Annotated in this window: 25 protein-coding genes; 2 read left to right on the forward strand and 23 right to left on the reverse strand. The window is 66.8% G+C overall.

From position 1 onward, the window contains the following. Window positions 1-160: 160 nt before the first annotated feature. The 23 genes from JS521_RS20585 to rpsJ all read right to left on the reverse strand — a co-directional run bounded on the left by JS521_RS20585 (window position 161) and on the right by rpsJ (window position 12,201). On the reverse strand, window positions 161-820 hold the full coding sequence (locus JS521_RS20585) for an adenylate kinase (protein ID WP_205084436.1): 660 nt from the start codon (window positions 818-820) through the stop codon (window positions 161-163). Then, window positions 820-2,133 (reverse strand): preprotein translocase subunit SecY, encoded by a 1,314-nt coding sequence (secY, locus tag JS521_RS20590; RefSeq protein WP_205084437.1) that lies wholly within the window; start codon window positions 2,131-2,133, stop codon window positions 820-822. Before secY ends, JS521_RS20585 begins: the two co-directional genes overlap by 1 nt. Window positions 2,134-2,514: 381 nt before the next feature. Next, a complete protein-coding gene (gene rplO / locus JS521_RS20595; RefSeq protein WP_003966942.1) occupies window positions 2,515-2,970 on the reverse strand; it encodes a 50S ribosomal protein L15 in 456 nt (151 codons plus the stop codon). A gap of 1 nt (window position 2,971) precedes the next feature. Continuing rightward, entirely contained in the window at window positions 2,972-3,154 is a 183-nt protein-coding gene (rpmD, locus tag JS521_RS20600; RefSeq protein WP_015610734.1) for a 50S ribosomal protein L30, read from the reverse strand. After that, window positions 3,154-3,759 carry a 30S ribosomal protein S5 gene (gene rpsE / locus JS521_RS20605; protein ID WP_010058791.1) on the reverse strand — a complete coding sequence of 202 codons (606 nt, stop codon included), beginning with the start codon at window positions 3,757-3,759 and terminating at the stop codon, window positions 3,154-3,156. Before rpsE ends, rpmD begins: the two co-directional genes overlap by 1 nt. 47 nt (window positions 3,760-3,806) lie before the next feature. After that, complete coding sequence (rplR, locus tag JS521_RS20610) at window positions 3,807-4,190, reverse strand: 50S ribosomal protein L18 (protein WP_015610732.1); 384 nt, start codon at window positions 4,188-4,190, stop codon at window positions 3,807-3,809. Window positions 4,191-4,192: 2 nt separating this feature from the next. Next, on the reverse strand, window positions 4,193-4,732 hold the full coding sequence (gene rplF, locus JS521_RS20615) for a 50S ribosomal protein L6 (protein ID WP_007446727.1): 540 nt from the start codon (window positions 4,730-4,732) through the stop codon (window positions 4,193-4,195). Between the two features lie 21 nt (window positions 4,733-4,753). Then, window positions 4,754-5,152: a 30S ribosomal protein S8 gene (gene rpsH, locus JS521_RS20620; RefSeq protein WP_205084438.1), complete on the reverse strand. Its 399-nt coding sequence runs from the start codon at window positions 5,150-5,152 to the stop codon at window positions 4,754-4,756. Window positions 5,153-5,375: 223 nt separating this feature from the next. Next, window positions 5,376-5,561, reverse strand: coding sequence for a type Z 30S ribosomal protein S14 (locus tag JS521_RS20625; protein ID WP_003948630.1), 186 nt, complete (start codon window positions 5,559-5,561; stop codon window positions 5,376-5,378). Window positions 5,562-5,563: 2 nt separating this feature from the next. After that, window positions 5,564-6,121 carry a 50S ribosomal protein L5 gene (rplE, locus tag JS521_RS20630; RefSeq protein ID WP_073718383.1) on the reverse strand — a complete coding sequence of 186 codons (558 nt, stop codon included), beginning with the start codon at window positions 6,119-6,121 and terminating at the stop codon, window positions 5,564-5,566. After that, a complete protein-coding gene (gene rplX, locus JS521_RS20635; RefSeq protein WP_030798878.1) occupies window positions 6,121-6,444 on the reverse strand; it encodes a 50S ribosomal protein L24 in 324 nt (107 codons plus the stop codon). Before rplX ends, rplE begins: the two co-directional genes overlap by 1 nt. 2 nt (window positions 6,445-6,446) lie before the next feature. Continuing rightward, window positions 6,447-6,815, reverse strand: coding sequence for a 50S ribosomal protein L14 (gene rplN / locus JS521_RS20640; protein ID WP_003966950.1), 369 nt, complete (start codon window positions 6,813-6,815; stop codon window positions 6,447-6,449). 110 nt (window positions 6,816-6,925) lie between these two features. After that, window positions 6,926-7,210, reverse strand: a complete 285-nt coding sequence (rpsQ, locus tag JS521_RS20645; RefSeq protein ID WP_018960204.1) for a 30S ribosomal protein S17 — start codon at window positions 7,208-7,210, stop codon at window positions 6,926-6,928. Further along, window positions 7,210-7,434 (reverse strand): 50S ribosomal protein L29, encoded by a 225-nt coding sequence (rpmC, locus tag JS521_RS20650; RefSeq protein WP_003966952.1) that lies wholly within the window; start codon window positions 7,432-7,434, stop codon window positions 7,210-7,212. Before rpmC ends, rpsQ begins: the two co-directional genes overlap by 1 nt. Further along, on the reverse strand, window positions 7,434-7,853 hold the full coding sequence (rplP, locus tag JS521_RS20655) for a 50S ribosomal protein L16 (RefSeq protein ID WP_003966953.1): 420 nt from the start codon (window positions 7,851-7,853) through the stop codon (window positions 7,434-7,436). Before rplP ends, rpmC begins: the two co-directional genes overlap by 1 nt. A 5-nt stretch (window positions 7,854-7,858) precedes the next feature. Beyond that, a complete protein-coding gene (gene rpsC, locus JS521_RS20660) occupies window positions 7,859-8,695 on the reverse strand; it encodes a 30S ribosomal protein S3 (protein WP_007446736.1) in 837 nt (278 codons plus the stop codon). Next, window positions 8,695-9,042 carry a 50S ribosomal protein L22 gene (gene rplV / locus JS521_RS20665; RefSeq protein ID WP_004571827.1) on the reverse strand — a complete coding sequence of 116 codons (348 nt, stop codon included), beginning with the start codon at window positions 9,040-9,042 and terminating at the stop codon, window positions 8,695-8,697. The genes rpsC and rplV overlap by 1 nt, the downstream gene beginning before the upstream one ends. A gap of 43 nt (window positions 9,043-9,085) precedes the next feature. Next, a complete protein-coding gene (gene rpsS / locus JS521_RS20670; RefSeq protein WP_103509564.1) occupies window positions 9,086-9,367 on the reverse strand; it encodes a 30S ribosomal protein S19 in 282 nt (93 codons plus the stop codon). Between the two features lie 12 nt (window positions 9,368-9,379). Then, entirely contained in the window at window positions 9,380-10,216 is an 837-nt protein-coding gene (rplB, locus tag JS521_RS20675) for a 50S ribosomal protein L2 (RefSeq protein WP_030798881.1), read from the reverse strand. Between the two features lie 39 nt (window positions 10,217-10,255). Continuing rightward, entirely contained in the window at window positions 10,256-10,579 is a 324-nt protein-coding gene (rplW, locus tag JS521_RS20680; protein ID WP_003966958.1) for a 50S ribosomal protein L23, read from the reverse strand. Beyond that, window positions 10,579-11,229 (reverse strand): 50S ribosomal protein L4, encoded by a 651-nt coding sequence (gene rplD, locus JS521_RS20685; protein WP_010058800.1) that lies wholly within the window; start codon window positions 11,227-11,229, stop codon window positions 10,579-10,581. The genes rplW and rplD overlap by 1 nt, the downstream gene beginning before the upstream one ends. A gap of 4 nt (window positions 11,230-11,233) precedes the next feature. Next, a complete protein-coding gene (gene rplC, locus JS521_RS20690; protein ID WP_003966960.1) occupies window positions 11,234-11,878 on the reverse strand; it encodes a 50S ribosomal protein L3 in 645 nt (214 codons plus the stop codon). A 14-nt stretch (window positions 11,879-11,892) separates the two neighbouring features. Next, on the reverse strand, window positions 11,893-12,201 hold the full coding sequence (gene rpsJ / locus JS521_RS20695) for a 30S ribosomal protein S10 (RefSeq protein WP_003948644.1): 309 nt from the start codon (window positions 12,199-12,201) through the stop codon (window positions 11,893-11,895). Window positions 12,202-12,755: 554 nt separating this feature from the next. Here rpsJ and JS521_RS20700 point away from each other — a divergent pair. After that, window positions 12,756-13,697, forward strand: coding sequence for a hypothetical protein (locus JS521_RS20700; RefSeq protein WP_205084439.1), 942 nt, complete (start codon window positions 12,756-12,758; stop codon window positions 13,695-13,697). 302 nt (window positions 13,698-13,999) lie between these two features. Further along, window positions 14,000-14,314: PIG-L family deacetylase (locus tag JS521_RS20705; RefSeq protein WP_205084440.1), on the forward strand; the 315-nt coding region annotated here is incomplete at its 3' end.

Raw genomic sequence — 14,314 nt, forward strand, 5'->3', positions numbered from 1 at the left:
GGTCCGTCTCCAGCTGCTCCCAGACCCCCGCGCCGCTCATGGGCGTGTGCTGGTCGCCCCGCCGCGCGTGCTCTCTGTGGTCTTGGGGGGGGCGGGCGGGGGCGCCCCCCCCCCCCGGCCGCGCCGCCCGGCTTGCACTGCGGGTGATACGGGGTGACGCTCAGCCCTCGTTCGCGGGCTTCAGCGCCTCCATGGCGCGGGCGGTCACGTCCGCGACCTTGCCCAGCGCGGAGATGGTCACCACCAGGCCCTGGGCCCGGTAGTAGTCGATGATCGGCTCGGTCTGCGTGTGGTAGACCTCCAGCCGGGTACGGACCGTCTCCTCGCTGTCGTCGTCCCGCTGGTACAGCTCGCCGCCGCAGGCGTCGCAGACGCCCTCGTCCTTCGGCGGGTTGTACGTCAGGTGGAAGACGTGCGCGCTGTTGTTGCGGCAGACGCGGCGACCCGCGATCCGCTTCACGACCTCGTCCTCGGGGACCTCCAGATCGAGGACCGCGTCCAGCTTCACGCCCTCGTCCTTGAGCATCACGTCGAGGGCTTCGGCCTGGCCCACGTTCCGCGGGAAGCCGTCCAGCAGGAAGCCGCCCGCGGCGTCCTCCTGGGCCATCCGGTCCTTGGCCATCCCGATGGTGACCTCGTCCGGCACCAGCTGGCCTGCGTCCATGTAGGCGCGGGCCTGCTTGCCAAGGTCGGTGCCCTGGCTGATGTTGGCGCGGAAAAGGTCGCCCGTGGCGATGTGCGGAATCGACAGGTTTTGGGCAAGGTACGCAGCCTGCGTTCCCTTGCCGGCACCCGGAGGCCCGACGAGGACGATTCGCATCAGCGGAGGAACCCTTCGTAATTGCGCTGCTGGAGCTGACTCTCGATCTGCTTCACGGTTTCCAGACCCACACCCACGATGATGAGGATGCTCGTCCCGCCGAACGGGAAGTTCGCGTTCGCACCGCCGAAGCCCGCCAACGCCATCGTCGGCACAAGAGCGATCAGGGCCAGGTACAGCGAGCCTGGCCAAGTGATCCGGTTGAGCACGTAGCTCAGGTATTCGGCAGTAGGACGACCTGCGCGGATACCCGGGATGAAGCCACCATACTTCTTCATGTTGTCGGCGACCTCGTCGGGGTTGAACGAGATGGCCACGTAGAAGAAGGCGAAGAAGACGATCAGCAGGAAGTACGCCACCATGTAGATCGGCTCGTTCTGCTGCACGAAGTTGTCCGTGATCCAGGTGGCCCAGCCCGCGTTGGAGCCGGAGAACTGGACGATCAGCGCCGGGATGTAGAGCAGCGACGAGGCGAAGATGACGGGGATCACACCCGCCTGGTTCACCTTGAGCGGGATGTACGTGGACGTACCGCCGTAGGACCGGCGTCCGATCATGCGCTTCGCGTACTGCACCGGGATGCGGCGCTGGGCCTGCTCGACGAAGACGACGAGGCCGACCATCACGAAGCCGATCAGGATGACCGTGCCGAACTCGATCCAGCCGTCGGCCAGCTTGCCGCTCTCCTTGATGGACCACAGGGCGCCGGGGAACGTAGCGGCGATCGAGATGAACATCAGGATCGACATGCCGTTGCCGATGCCCTTGTCGGTGATGAGCTCACCGAGCCACATGACGGCGGCCGTACCGGCGGTCATGGTGATGACCATGATGACCGTGGTGAAGACGGACTTGTCCGCGACGATCTGGTCGCCCACGGAACAGTTCTGGAAGAGCGCGCCGCTGCGGGCTGTGGCGACGAGGCCGGTGCCCTGGAGGACCGCCAGCGCGACCGTCAGATAACGCGTGTACTGCGTGATCTTCGCCGTGCCGGACTGCCCCTCCTTCTTCAGGGCTTCCAGGCGCGGGATCACGACGGTCAGCAGCTGCAGAATGATGCTGGCCGTGATGTACGGCATGATGCCGAGCGCGAAGATGGTGATCTGCAGCAGGGCGCCACCGCTGAACATCTGCATCAGACCGAGGAGACCACCCGAGTCCGCCTGGTCGATGCACTGCTGCACCTTCGTGTAGTCGACGCCGGGAGCCGGAATGTGCGCCCCGAGCCGGTAGATCACGATCATGCCGAGCGTGAAGAGCAGCTTCTTGCGCAGGTCGGGCGTCTGGAACGCTCGGGCGAACGCGGTGAACACGGTGCCTCCTGCGACCCCCGCGCTATGCGTCAGAGGCGACGGGTCTGGATGGGACTGGATGGGATCGGATACAAGGCAGCCCTACATCGTAAGGAGGCCACAAAAGATTAACGGCGCCACCCTACCCGGCCCGGGACTGAGCAGGAAACACACACCGCACGCCGGTGCACCGCCCGCCTCTGGGCCCACGCCGTGAAAGACCGGCCAAGCCGCACCATTTGGGACGTGAACGCCCCTCCGCTCCCCCACCGCCGGTGCGGTGGACACCCGTTCAACCTTTCCCGAGCCTTTACGGTTCCCGTACAGCGCCCCGAATCACGAAAAAACCCGGCCGGCCACCTCCGAAGAGGCAGCCGACCGGGCTCAGTTCTGTCCCGCGGCTCAGACGAGCTCGGTGACCGTACCGCCGGCGGCGGTGATCTTCTCCTTGGCGGAGCCGGAGACGGCGTCAACCGAAACCTGCAGCGCCACGGAGATCTCGCCCTGTCCGAGGACCTTGACGAGGTGGTTGTTGCGCACAGCGCCCTTGGCGACCAGGTCGGCCACCGTGACCTCTCCACCCTCGGGGTAGAGCGTCGCGAGCTTGTCCAGGTTCACGACCTGGTACTCCGTGCGGAACGGGTTCTTGAAGCCCTTGAGCTTCGGGAGACGCATGTGGAGGGGCATCTGGCCACCCTCGAAGCGCTCCGGAACCTGGTAACGAGCCTTCGTACCCTTGGTACCACGGCCTGCGGTCTTACCCTTGGACGCCTCACCACGACCCACACGGGTCTTGGCGGTCTTGGCGCCCGGGGCAGGCCGGAGGTTGTGGGCCTTCAGCGGGCTGTTCTCCGCCATGTCAGTCAACCTCCTCAACCGTCACGAGGTGGCGGACGGTGTTGGCCATTCCGCGGAACTCGGGGCGGTCCTCCTTGACAACCGAGTCGTTCAGGCGCTTGAGCCCGAGCGAACGCAGGGTGTCGCGGTGGTTCTGCTTGCTGCCGATGTACGACTTCGTCTGCGTGATCTTGAGGCGAGCCATTACGCACCCGCTCCCGCACGTGCACGAAGCAGAGCCGCGGGGGCGACGTCCTCGAGGGGCAGACCGCGGCGGGCCGCGATCTCCTCGGGACGCTGCAGGCCCTTCAGGGCCTCCACGGTCGCGTGCACGATGTTGATCGCGTTGGACGAACCAAGCGACTTCGACAGGATGTCGTGAACGCCGGCGCACTCGAGCACGGCACGCACCGGGCCACCGGCGATAACACCGGTACCGGGGGAAGCCGGCTTGAGCAGGACGACGCCCGCAGCCTTCTCGCCCGTGATCGGGTGAGGGATGGTGCCCTGGATGCGCGGGACCTTGAAGAAGTTCTTCTTGGCCTCTTCGACACCCTTGGCGATGGCCGCGGGAACTTCCTTGGCCTTGCCGTATCCGACACCGACGGTGCCGTCACCATCGCCCACCACGACCAGCGCGGTGAAGCTGAAGCGACGACCACCCTTCACAACCTTGGCGACGCGGTTGATCGCGACGACGCGCTCGACGTACGCGGTCTTCTCGGCGGCGCTGGCGCCACCGTCACGGCCCTTCCGGTCCCGCCGCTCGCCGCCACCGGCACCGCTTCCGCGGCGCTGGGGTCCAGCCATTGGAATTACCTCTCTCTGTTACGTCCGCTGTGCGTAGGAACCGGGGCTTAGAACTTCAGCCCGGCTTCACGGGCGGCGTCAGCCAGAGCGGCAATCCGCCCGGCGTACTGGTTACCACCGCGGTCAAACACGACGGCCTCGACGCCTGCGGCCTTGGCGCGCTCGGCGACCAGGGCGCCGACCTGCTGGGCCTGGGCGCTCTTGTCACCCTCGCCACCACGGATCGAGGTGTCCAGGGTCGACGCCGACGCGAGCGTGTGGCCCGCGATGTCGTCGATGACCTGGGCCACGATGTGGCGGTTGGAACGCGTCACGACCAAGCGAGGACGCTCCGGCGAGCCGGAGATGTGCTTGCGGACGCGGATGTGGCGGCGCTTGAGGGCGGCACGCTTGTACGCGTCGCCCTTGGCGATCTTCACACCGTATGCCATGGCTACTTACCAGCCTTTCCGACCTTGCGGCGGATGACCTCGCCCGCGTACTTGACGCCCTTGGCCTTGTACGGGTCGGGCTTCCGCAGCTTGCGGATGTTGGCGGCTACCTCGCCGACCTTCTGCTTGTCGATGCCCTCGACGCTGAGCTTCGTGGGCGACTCGACCTTGAAGGTGATGCCTTCCGGAGCCTCGATGAGGATCGGGTGGCTGTAGCCCAGGGCGAACTCCAGGTTGGAGCCCTTCGCCTGGACGCGGTAACCGACACCGCTGATCTCGAGCGCCTTGGAGTAACCCGCGGTCACGCCGGTGATCATGTTCGCCACCAGCGTGCGGGACAGGCCGTGGAGGGCCTTGTTCTGACGCTCGTCGTTCGGACGGGAGACGTTGAGCACGCCGTCCTCGCCCTTGGAGACCTCGATCGGCGCGGCAACGGTGTGCGTGAGGGAACCCTTGGGGCCCTTCACCGCGACCGTACGGCCATCGATGGTGACGTCCACACCGGCGGGAACCTGGATGGGGAGCTTGCCGATTCGCGACATGAGCTTTCCTTCCTTTCCCGACTACCAGACGTAGGCGAGGACTTCCCCACCTACGCCCTTCTTGCCTGCCTGCTGGCCGGTCAGGAGACCGTGGGACGTGGAGATGATCGCCACGCCCAGGCCGCCGAGGACCTTCGGCAGGTTGGTGGACTTTGCGTATACACGCAGACCCGGCTTCGAAATCCGCTTGATGCCGGCGATCGAGCGCTCGCGGTTCGGGCCGAACTTCAGCTCGAGGACGAGGTTCTTGCCGACCTCGGCGTCCTCGACCTTCCAGCCGGTGATGAAGCCCTCCTGCTGGAGGATCTCCGCGATGTGCGACTTGATCTTGCTGTGCGGCATCGCGACATCGTCGTGATATGCCGAGTTCGCGTTACGCAGACGCGTGAGCATGTCTGCGATGGGATCAGTCATGGTCATGAGTTGGCCTTCGGCCTCTCTCGCCGGGGTTTCCTGTATGCGCCATCCCTCTCCCCACTCAGTGGCGGGACGGGTGCGGTGCGGGGACCTACGGCGTAGTAAGTCGGTCTTGGGCGGCAGGCGCCCAACCCTTCTAGCCTACGGCATGAAAGGAGGGGCTCCTGCCGACCAGATACTTACCGAGAGTCTCCAGAACTTCCCTTCGCCCTAGGGCGGAGGAGAGTTACCAGGAGCTCTTGGTCACGCCCGGCAGCTCGCCACGGTGAGCCATCTCACGAAGGCACACGCGGCACAGGCCGAACTTGCGGTAGACGGAGTGGGGCCGGCCGCAGCGCTGGCAGCGGGTGTACCCGCGAACGCCGAACTTCGGCTTACGGGCGGCCTTAGCGATCAGAGCCTTCTTCGCCACGGTCAGTTCTCCTTGAACGGGAAGCCGAGGTGACGAAGGAGGGCACGACCCTCGTCGTCGTTGGTCGCCGTGGTGACCACGGTGATGTCCATGCCCCGGACCCGGTCGATCTTGTCCTGGTCGATCTCGTGGAACATGACCTGCTCCGTGAGACCGAAGGTGTAGTTGCCACGGCCGTCGAACTGCTTCGGCGACAGGCCACGGAAGTCACGGATACGCGGAAGCGCGAGCGACAGCGTACGGTCCAGGAACTCCCACATCCGGTCACCGCGGAGGGTGACGTGGCAGCCGATCGGCTGACCCTCGCGCAGCTTGAACTGCGCGATGGACTTGCGGGCCTTCGTGACGGCCGGCTTCTGGCCGGTGATCGTGGTGAGGTCCTTGACGGCCCCGTCGATCAGCTTGGAGTCGCGGGCGGCGTCGCCCACACCCATGTTGACCACGATCTTGACCAGACCGGGAACCTGCATGACGTTCTCGTAGGAGAACTCCTCACGCAGCTTGCCGGCGATTTCCTCGCGGTAGCGCGTCTTGAGACGCGGCGCAGTGGTGGTCGTCATCAGATGTCCTCACCGGTCCGCTTGGCAACGCGGATCTTGTTGCCCTCGTCGTCAAAGCGGTAGCCGACGCGGGAGACAACCTTGTTGCCGTCCTTCTCCACAACCAGCTGAACGTTGCTGACGTGGATCGGGGCCTCGGTGGTGACAATGCCACCCGTCTGCGAACCGCGAGCCGTCTGACCGGCCTTGGTGTGCTTCTTGACCCGGTTGACACCCTCGACGAGGACGCGGTCCTGAGCGGGGTAGGCCACGATGACCTTGCCCTGCTTGCCCTTGTCCTTACCGGTGATGACCTGAACCAGGTCGCCCTTCTTGATCTTCATGCTTACAGCACCTCCGGCGCGAGCGAGATGATCTTCATGAACTTCTTCTCGCGCAGCTCCCGGCCCACCGGGCCGAAGATGCGGGTGCCGCGGGGGTCGCCGTCGTTCTTCAGAATGACGGCGGCGTTCTCGTCGAAGCGGATGTACGAGCCATCCTGACGGCGACGCTCCTTGACGGTGCGAACGATGACGGCCTTGACGACGTCACCCTTCTTCACGTTGCCACCGGGGATCGCGTCCTTGACGGTGGCGACGATGACGTCACCGATACCCGCGTAGCGGCGACCCGAGCCACCGAGAACACGAATGGTGAGAATTTCCTTCGCACCCGTGTTGTCGGCGACGCGCAGTCGCGACTCCTGCTGGATCACGTCTATCTCCTGATCGTCTGCCGGTTCCCGGCGGGGTGCTCCGCAAGTGACTTACGGAGCACCCTCACCGAGCCTGGCGGAACTGACCTGAGGGGAGAATCCCTCAGGAATTACTTGGCCTTCTCGAGGATCTCGACGATGCGCCAGCGCTTCGAGGCGGACAGCGGACGCGTCTCCATGATGATGACGCGGTCGCCGACGCCGGCACTGTTCTGCTCGTCGTGGGCCTTGAGCTTGTTCGTACGGCGGATGACCTTGCCGTACAGCGCGTGCTTGACGCGGTCCTCGACAGCGACGACGACGGTCTTGTCCATCTTGTCGCTGACGACCAGACCCTCACGGGTCTTGCGGAAACCGCGGTCGGTGTTCGTCTCAGTCACAGTCTTCTCGCTCATCAGGCGCTCTCCACCGTCTCGATGCCCAGCTCGCGCTCACGCATCAGGGTGTAGATCCGGGCGATGTCCTTACGGACGGACTTGAGCCGGCCGTGGTTCTCGAGCTGGCCCGTCGCCGCCTGGAAGCGGAGGTTGAACAGCTCTTCCTTGGCTTCGCGGAGCTTGTTGAGGAGCTCCTCGTCGCCCAGCTCGCGCAGCTCGGACGCCTTGGTACCGGCCGACATCACGACTCACCTGCCTCGCGCCGAACGATCCGGCACTTCATCGGAAGCTTGTGAGCAGCGCGGGTGAGCGCCTCACGAGCAATCTTCTCGTTCGGGTAGGACAGCTCGAACATCACCCGACCGGGCTTGACGTTCGCGATCCACCACTCGGGAGAACCCTTACCGGAACCCATGCGGGTCTCGGCAGGCTTCTTCGTCAGGGGACGGTCCGGGTAGATGTTGATCCAGACCTTGCCGCCACGCTTGATGTGACGGGTCATCGCGATACGAGCGGACTCGATCTGACGGTTCGTCACGTACGCCGGGGTCAGCGCCTGGATGCCGTACTCGCCGAACGCAACCTGCGTGCCACCCTTGGACATACCGCTGCGCTTCGGGTGGTGCTGCTTGCGGTGCTTGACCCTACGGGGGATCAGCATTTCGGTCAGGCCTCCGTTCCGGTGCTCTCAGCAGCCGGAGCAGCGGCGGCGGGAGCGTCGGCCTTGGGGGCCTCGGCTGCCGGCGACTGCTGCGGCTTACGGCCGCGACCGCCACGCTCGCCACCACGGCCACCGCGGCCGGCCGGGCGGTCAGCGCCGCCACGAGCCGGACGGTTGCCGGCGCGGGCCGCGGCGTTCTCGGCGCGAACCTCGGCGATGTTCTTGACGTCGCCCTTGTAGATCCAGACCTTCACGCCGATGCGGCCGAAGGTCGTCTTGGCCTCGAAGAAGCCGTAGTCGACGTTCGCACGGAGCGTGTGCAGGGGCACACGGCCCTCGCGGTAGAACTCCGAGCGGGACATCTCGGCGCCGCCGAGGCGACCGCCGCACTGGATCTTGATGCCCTTGGCGCCGGCCTTCATCGAGGACTGCATGCTCTTACGCATGGCCCGACGGAAGGAGACGCGGGAGGAGAGCTGCTCGGCGACGGCCTGGGCCACCAGCTGAGCGTCCACCTCGGGGTTCTTGACCTCGAGGATGTTCAGCTGGACCTGCTTGCCGGTCAGCTTCTCCAGCTCGCCGCGGATGCGATCGGCCTCGGCGCCACGGCGACCGATGACGATGCCCGGGCGGGCGGTGTGGATGTCAACGCGGACGCGGTCGCGGGTGCGCTCGATCTCGACCTTCGAGATGCCGGCCCGCTCCATGCCCTTCGTCATCATGCGACGAATGGCGACGTCTTCCTTGACGTAGTCCTTGTACAGCTTGTCGGCGTACCAGCGGGACTTGAAGTCCGTGGTGATGCCGAGCCGGAACCCGTGCGGGTTTACCTTCTGGCCCATTACCGGGTTCCTTCCTTGCTGCTGACGACCACGGTGATGTGGCTGGTCCGCTTACGGATCCGGTAGGCACGGCCCTGAGCACGCGGACGGAACCGCTTCAGGGTCGGGCCCTCGTCCACGTACGCCTCGCTGATGACCAGCGAAGAGGCGTCGGTGTGGTCGTAGTTGTGTGCAGCGTTGGCGATGGCGCTGTCCAGCACCTTGCCAACCGGCACGCTCGCGGCCTGCGGGGCGAAACGCAGGACCGCCTGAGCCTCCGTGGCATCCATGCCACGGATGAGGTCCACCACGCGGCGGGCCTTCATGGGCGTGACGCGGATGTACCGCGCCTGGGCCCTGGCTTCCATGGTTGTCCCTTCGGTGTAAGTCATAGTCGTTTCCACCCCGCGCTTAGCGGCGCTTCGACTTCCGGTCGTCCTTGACGTGGCCGCGGAAGGTGCGAGTCGGCGAGAACTCGCCGAGCTTGTGGCCGACCATCGACTCGGTGACGAACACCGGGACGTGGATCTTGCCGTTGTGCACCGCGATGGTGTGACCCAGCATGGCCGGGACGATCATCGAGCGACGGGACCAGGTCTTGATGACGTTCTTGGTCCCCGCGTCGTTCTGTACGTCCACCTTCTTGATGAGGTGGCCGTCGACGAAGGGCCCCTTCTTGAGACTGCGCGGCATCTAAACCCGCTCCTAGCGCTTCTTGTTCGTCTTGCGGCGGCGGACGATGTACTTGTTGCTCGCCTTCTTGGGAGAACGAGTACGACCCTCCTTCTGACCCCACGGCGAGACCGGGTGGCGACCACCGGAAGTCTTGCCTTCACCACCACCGTGCGGGTGGTCAACCGGGTTCATCGCGACACCGCGGACGGTCGGGCGAACGCCCTTCCAGCGCATGCGGCCGGCCTTGCCCCAGTTGATGTTCGACTGCTCGGCGTTGCCGACCTCGCCGATCGTCGCGCGGCAGCGCGCGTCGACCAGGCGGATCTCACCCGACGGCATACGAAGGTGGGCCATGGTGCCCTCCTTCGCCAGCAGCTGCACGGAGGCACCCGCGGAACGGGCGAACTTCGCGCCGCCGCCGGGCCGCAGCTCGATGGCGTGGATGGTCGTACCGACCGGGATGTTGCGCAGCGCCAGGTTGTTGCCGGGCTTGATGTCGGCGGCCGGACCGTTCTCGACACGGTCACCCTGCGACAGGCCACGGGGAGCGACGATGTAACGCTTCTCGCCGTCCGCGTAGTGCAGCAGCGCGATACGCGCGGTGCGGTTCGGGTCGTACTCGATGTGCGCGACCTTGGCCGGCACGCCGTCCTTGTCGTGACGACGGAAGTCGATCACACGGTAGGCGCGCTTGTGGCCACCACCCTGGTGGCGAACGGTCACACGACCGGCGTTGTTACGGCCGCCCTTGCTGTGCAGGGGGCGGACCAGCGACTTCTCCGGCGTGGACCGCGTGATCTCGACAAAGTCGGCGACGCTGGAGCCACGACGGCCCGGGGTCGTCGGCTTGTACTTGCGGATACCCATTTCTCAGTCCTCGTCCGATTCCGGACGACTCGACCTCCGTTAGGAGGTCGGGCCGCCGAAGATGTCGATACGGTCGCCCTCGGCGAGGGTCACGATGGCGCGCTTCGTGTCGGCGCGCTTGCCGAAACCGGTGCGGGTGCGCTTGCGCTTGCCCTGCCGGTTGATCGTGTTGACCCCGGTGACCTTGACCGAGAAGACCGCTTCCACGGCCTGCTTGATCTGGGTCTTGTTGGAGCCGGGCGCGACGATGAACGTGTACTTGTTCTCGTCGAGCAGCGCGTAGCTCTTCTCGGAGACCACGGGCTTGACGAGAACGTCACGCGGGTCCGAGTACGTCTTGCTGGTAACGGTCGCCTCACTCATCAGGCGGCGCTCCCTTCGGTCTCAGCGGTCTGGGGGCCAGACACGAAGGACTCGAAAGCGGCCTGGGTGAAGACCACGTCGTCAGAGACGATCACGTCGTACGTGTTGAGCTGGCCCGGCTCCAGGATGTGCACCTGGGGCAGGTTGCGCGCGGACAGCCACGCGGCCTCGTCGGCACGGTCGACGACCAGGAGCAGGTTCTGGCGCTCCGAGATCTTGCCGAGCAGCGTCTTGGCGGCCTTCGTGGAGGCGGCACCCTCGACCACGCCGGTGACGACGTGGATACGGGAGTGACGGGCCCGGTCCGAGAGGGCACCGCGCAGGGCGGCGGCCTTCATCTTCTTCGGGGTCCGCTGCGAGTAGTCACGCGGCTGCGGGCCGTGGACGACGCCACCACCGGCGAACTGCGGGGCGCGGGTCGAACCCTGACGGGCGCGGCCGGTGCCCTTCTGACGGTAAGGCTTCTTGCCACCACCGCGGACTTCACCGCGGCGCTTGGTCTTGTGCGTGCCCTGACGGGCAGCCGCCAGCTGAGCGACAACGACCTGGTGGATCAGCGGAACGCTGGTCTTCGCGTCGAAGATCTCCGCGGGGAGCTCGACGGTACCGGCCTTGTCGCCTGCCGGCGAAAGGATGTCAATGGTGCTCATTACCTCAAGCCCCCTTGGCCGCGGTACGGACCAGGACGAGGCCGCCGTTCGGACCGGGGACCGCGCCCTTGATGAGGAGCAGACCCTTCTCCGCGTCAACCGCGTGGATGGTCAGGTTCTGGGTGGTGACGCGCTCGTTACCCATACGGCCCGCCATGCGCATGCCCTTGAAGACACGCCCAGGGGTGGCGCAGCCACCGATGGAACCGGGGGAACGGTGCTTGCGCTGGGTGCCGTGCCCGGCGCCGAGGCCCTTGAAGTTGTGACGCTTCATGACACCGGCGAAGCCCTTGCCCTTGCTCTTGCCCGTGACGTCAACCTTGACGCCGGACTCGAACACCTCGGCAGTGACCTCCTGGCCCAGCGTGTACTCGCTGGCGTCAGGGGTGCGGAGCTCCACCAGGTGGCGGCGCGGGGTGACGTCGGCCTTGGCGAAGTGACCCTTGAGGGGCTTGTTCACCTTGCGCGGGTCGATCTCGCCGAAGGCGATCTGGACCGCTTCGTAGCCGTCGCTGTCGTTGGTGCGAACCTGCGTCACGACGCACGGACCGGCCTTGACGACGGTCACCGGGACAACCCGGTTGTTCTCGTCCCAGACCTGGGTCATGCCGAGCTTCTCGCCCAGGACGCCCTTGATGTTCTTGCTCATCTCGGTCCGTCCCCTCAGAGCTTGATCTCGATGTCGACGCCCGCCGGCAGGTCGAGGCGCATCAGCGAGTCAACCGTCTTCGGCGTGGGGTCGAGGATGTCGATGAGGCGCTTGTGGGTGCGCATCTCGAAGTGCTCGCGAGAGTCCTTGTACTTGTGCGGCGACTTGATGACGCAGTACACGTTCTTCTCAGTGGGCAGCGGCACCGGGCCCGCGACCGACGCACCAGTGCGGGTCACCGTCTCGACGATCTTCTTCGCCGAGGAGTCGATGACCTCGTGGTCGTAGGCCTTGAGCCGGATGCGGATCTTCTGTCCCGCCATGGCTACTAGTAGTCCTGTCTCTCTAACGCTCTGGAACCCGGGGGTTCTCTGGACTCCCCCTCCGACCCACGCGGTCGGGCGTGTCGCATCCCCTCTACGAAAATCTCCCGAAGGAGATCCCAACCAAGGGGGTGCGGGCCCGAGGACCGCGGAACCGGGGGCGGAACACCCACCGGGTGCCTGGCCGGCGCCCTGCATTGCTTCCCGGAAGATTCCCGTACGTCCGGCCCTACAGGGCCGACGAGTACTGTGGGACTCGCTTCCGGTCCTCCCGGCGGGAGGCGCGCAGCATTGACACTCAACCGAGCAACCTGGTCAGTGTGCCATACGGGGCGCGGGCCTGGCCAATCGAGTCGGGGATCCTACCCCGAGCGGGCGTGTGATCAAACGCAGGCGCGCATCCGGCGGAGCCGCACCGCCGCGTCGGCCCCGGGATCGAGCCCTTCCCGTGATCATTCCGGCCCGTCGCGCCGATTACGCTCACCCCACCTTCTGTTCGAACGGGTGACTGACAGCGCGTCATGACGCCCCATGACGCCGAGGACACCCGCCGTATGCCCCGCAACCGATCGCGCCGCGTCGCGGTCAACACGGTCTGCGCCCTCCTCGCGGCGGCGGTCGCCGCGGTCACCATGAGGCCAGGCCTGCTCACCGACAACCTGCCGGACGACCTCCCCTTCCTCGGTACGGAGACCGTCGACAGCCTCCCGCTCCCCGCCGAGTCCGAGCGGCCCACCACCGCCCCGTCCGCCGGGCCCGTCCACCGGGGCCCGACCCGGGCCGAACCCTTCCGAGGCTCCCCCGCCCTGCGCTGGGCGGACGGCGCGGCGGGCATCGTGCTCCCCGAGGCCCGGGCGACGGGCGGGCTGGACGAGGCCCAGGTCGAGCGGGGACTGCGCGCCACCCGGGCGTTCCTGATCGGGGCCAACCTCGATCCGGGAACCCTGCGCGGGAAGCGCCCGCAGGCGGCCCTGGATCTCATCGACCCGTCCCAGCGGGAACTGCTCGACGAGCTGGACGCCGCACTGGCGAAGCCGTCGAAGAAGCACGACCCGGTGACGATGTTCAGCCGCTTCGACCCCGCCGAGCTGGCCCCGGCCGGAGCGGTGGTCAAGACGCGCGGCCGGATGACCTACGAGGCGGGCGAGGAGCCCGGCTCGGTGATAATCCACGCCGACTACACCTTCGTCTACCCGGTGACCCGCGCCCGGGTGGACGCGGACCAGGTGGAGCGCACCATCGTGCGACGCCTGCTGACGGTGGCCGTGAACGACCCGGCACGGTATGTGGTCACCCCGGGGAAGCTCGGGATCGTCGAGTACGGCCAGCACATCTACAACTCCTCCTGCGTACGGTTCGACGGCTTCCTGCACCCTCGGTTCCCCGACGATGCCCCGGACAGCGAACTGTCCGGCCCCGCCGAGGACCCCTACGACCGCTCCACGCCCGGGACCGCCCCGCAGACCGAGAGCTGCGCACCGGTCGCCCGCACCTGAGGAGACCGAGGGGATCAGCGCCGTGACGCACCGGACCGCGGCTCGATGAATGCCACGGCTTCACGCTGCTGGACCGACAGGACCCGCTCGGCGTGTTCCTGGTGCCCAACCCCACTCCCCGACCGGGCAACCCGTCCGCCCCTATCACCGTCTATCCCTCCGCAGGCGCGGCCCGACCGCCGCTGACCTGCACGGGGAGTCAGGCAGGACGCAGGACAGGGCGGCCGTTCGCCCGCTGCGGGGGAAGCGGGACGGACGGAGTGCGCGGCGTGGTGGATCGATCTGTGCTGTCCCGGATACGGATGCCCCGGCGCGGCCTCCTGCTCGCGGCCACCGCGACCGCCGCCACCGCCGGATGTGCCGTGCCTGCGCCCCGGCGGCGCGGCCCCGTGCCGGACCCCGCGCCCGGCCTGGCCATAGCGAGCACCCGGCGGGCCCTCGTCCTCCAGCTGCTGGCGCACCCGGACGACGACCTGTACTTCATGAACCCGGACACCCGTGAGGCCCTGGACGCCGGGACGCCGCTGGTCTGTGTGTATCTGACCGCGGGCGAGGCGGACGGCCTCAACAAGATCCCCGGGGCCCCGCGCCCCGCCCCCGACCGGGCCTCGTACTCC

This window comes from Streptomyces durocortorensis (genome assembly GCF_016901035.1).
Taxonomy (GTDB): domain Bacteria; phylum Actinomycetota; class Actinomycetes; order Streptomycetales; family Streptomycetaceae; genus Streptomyces; species Streptomyces durocortorensis.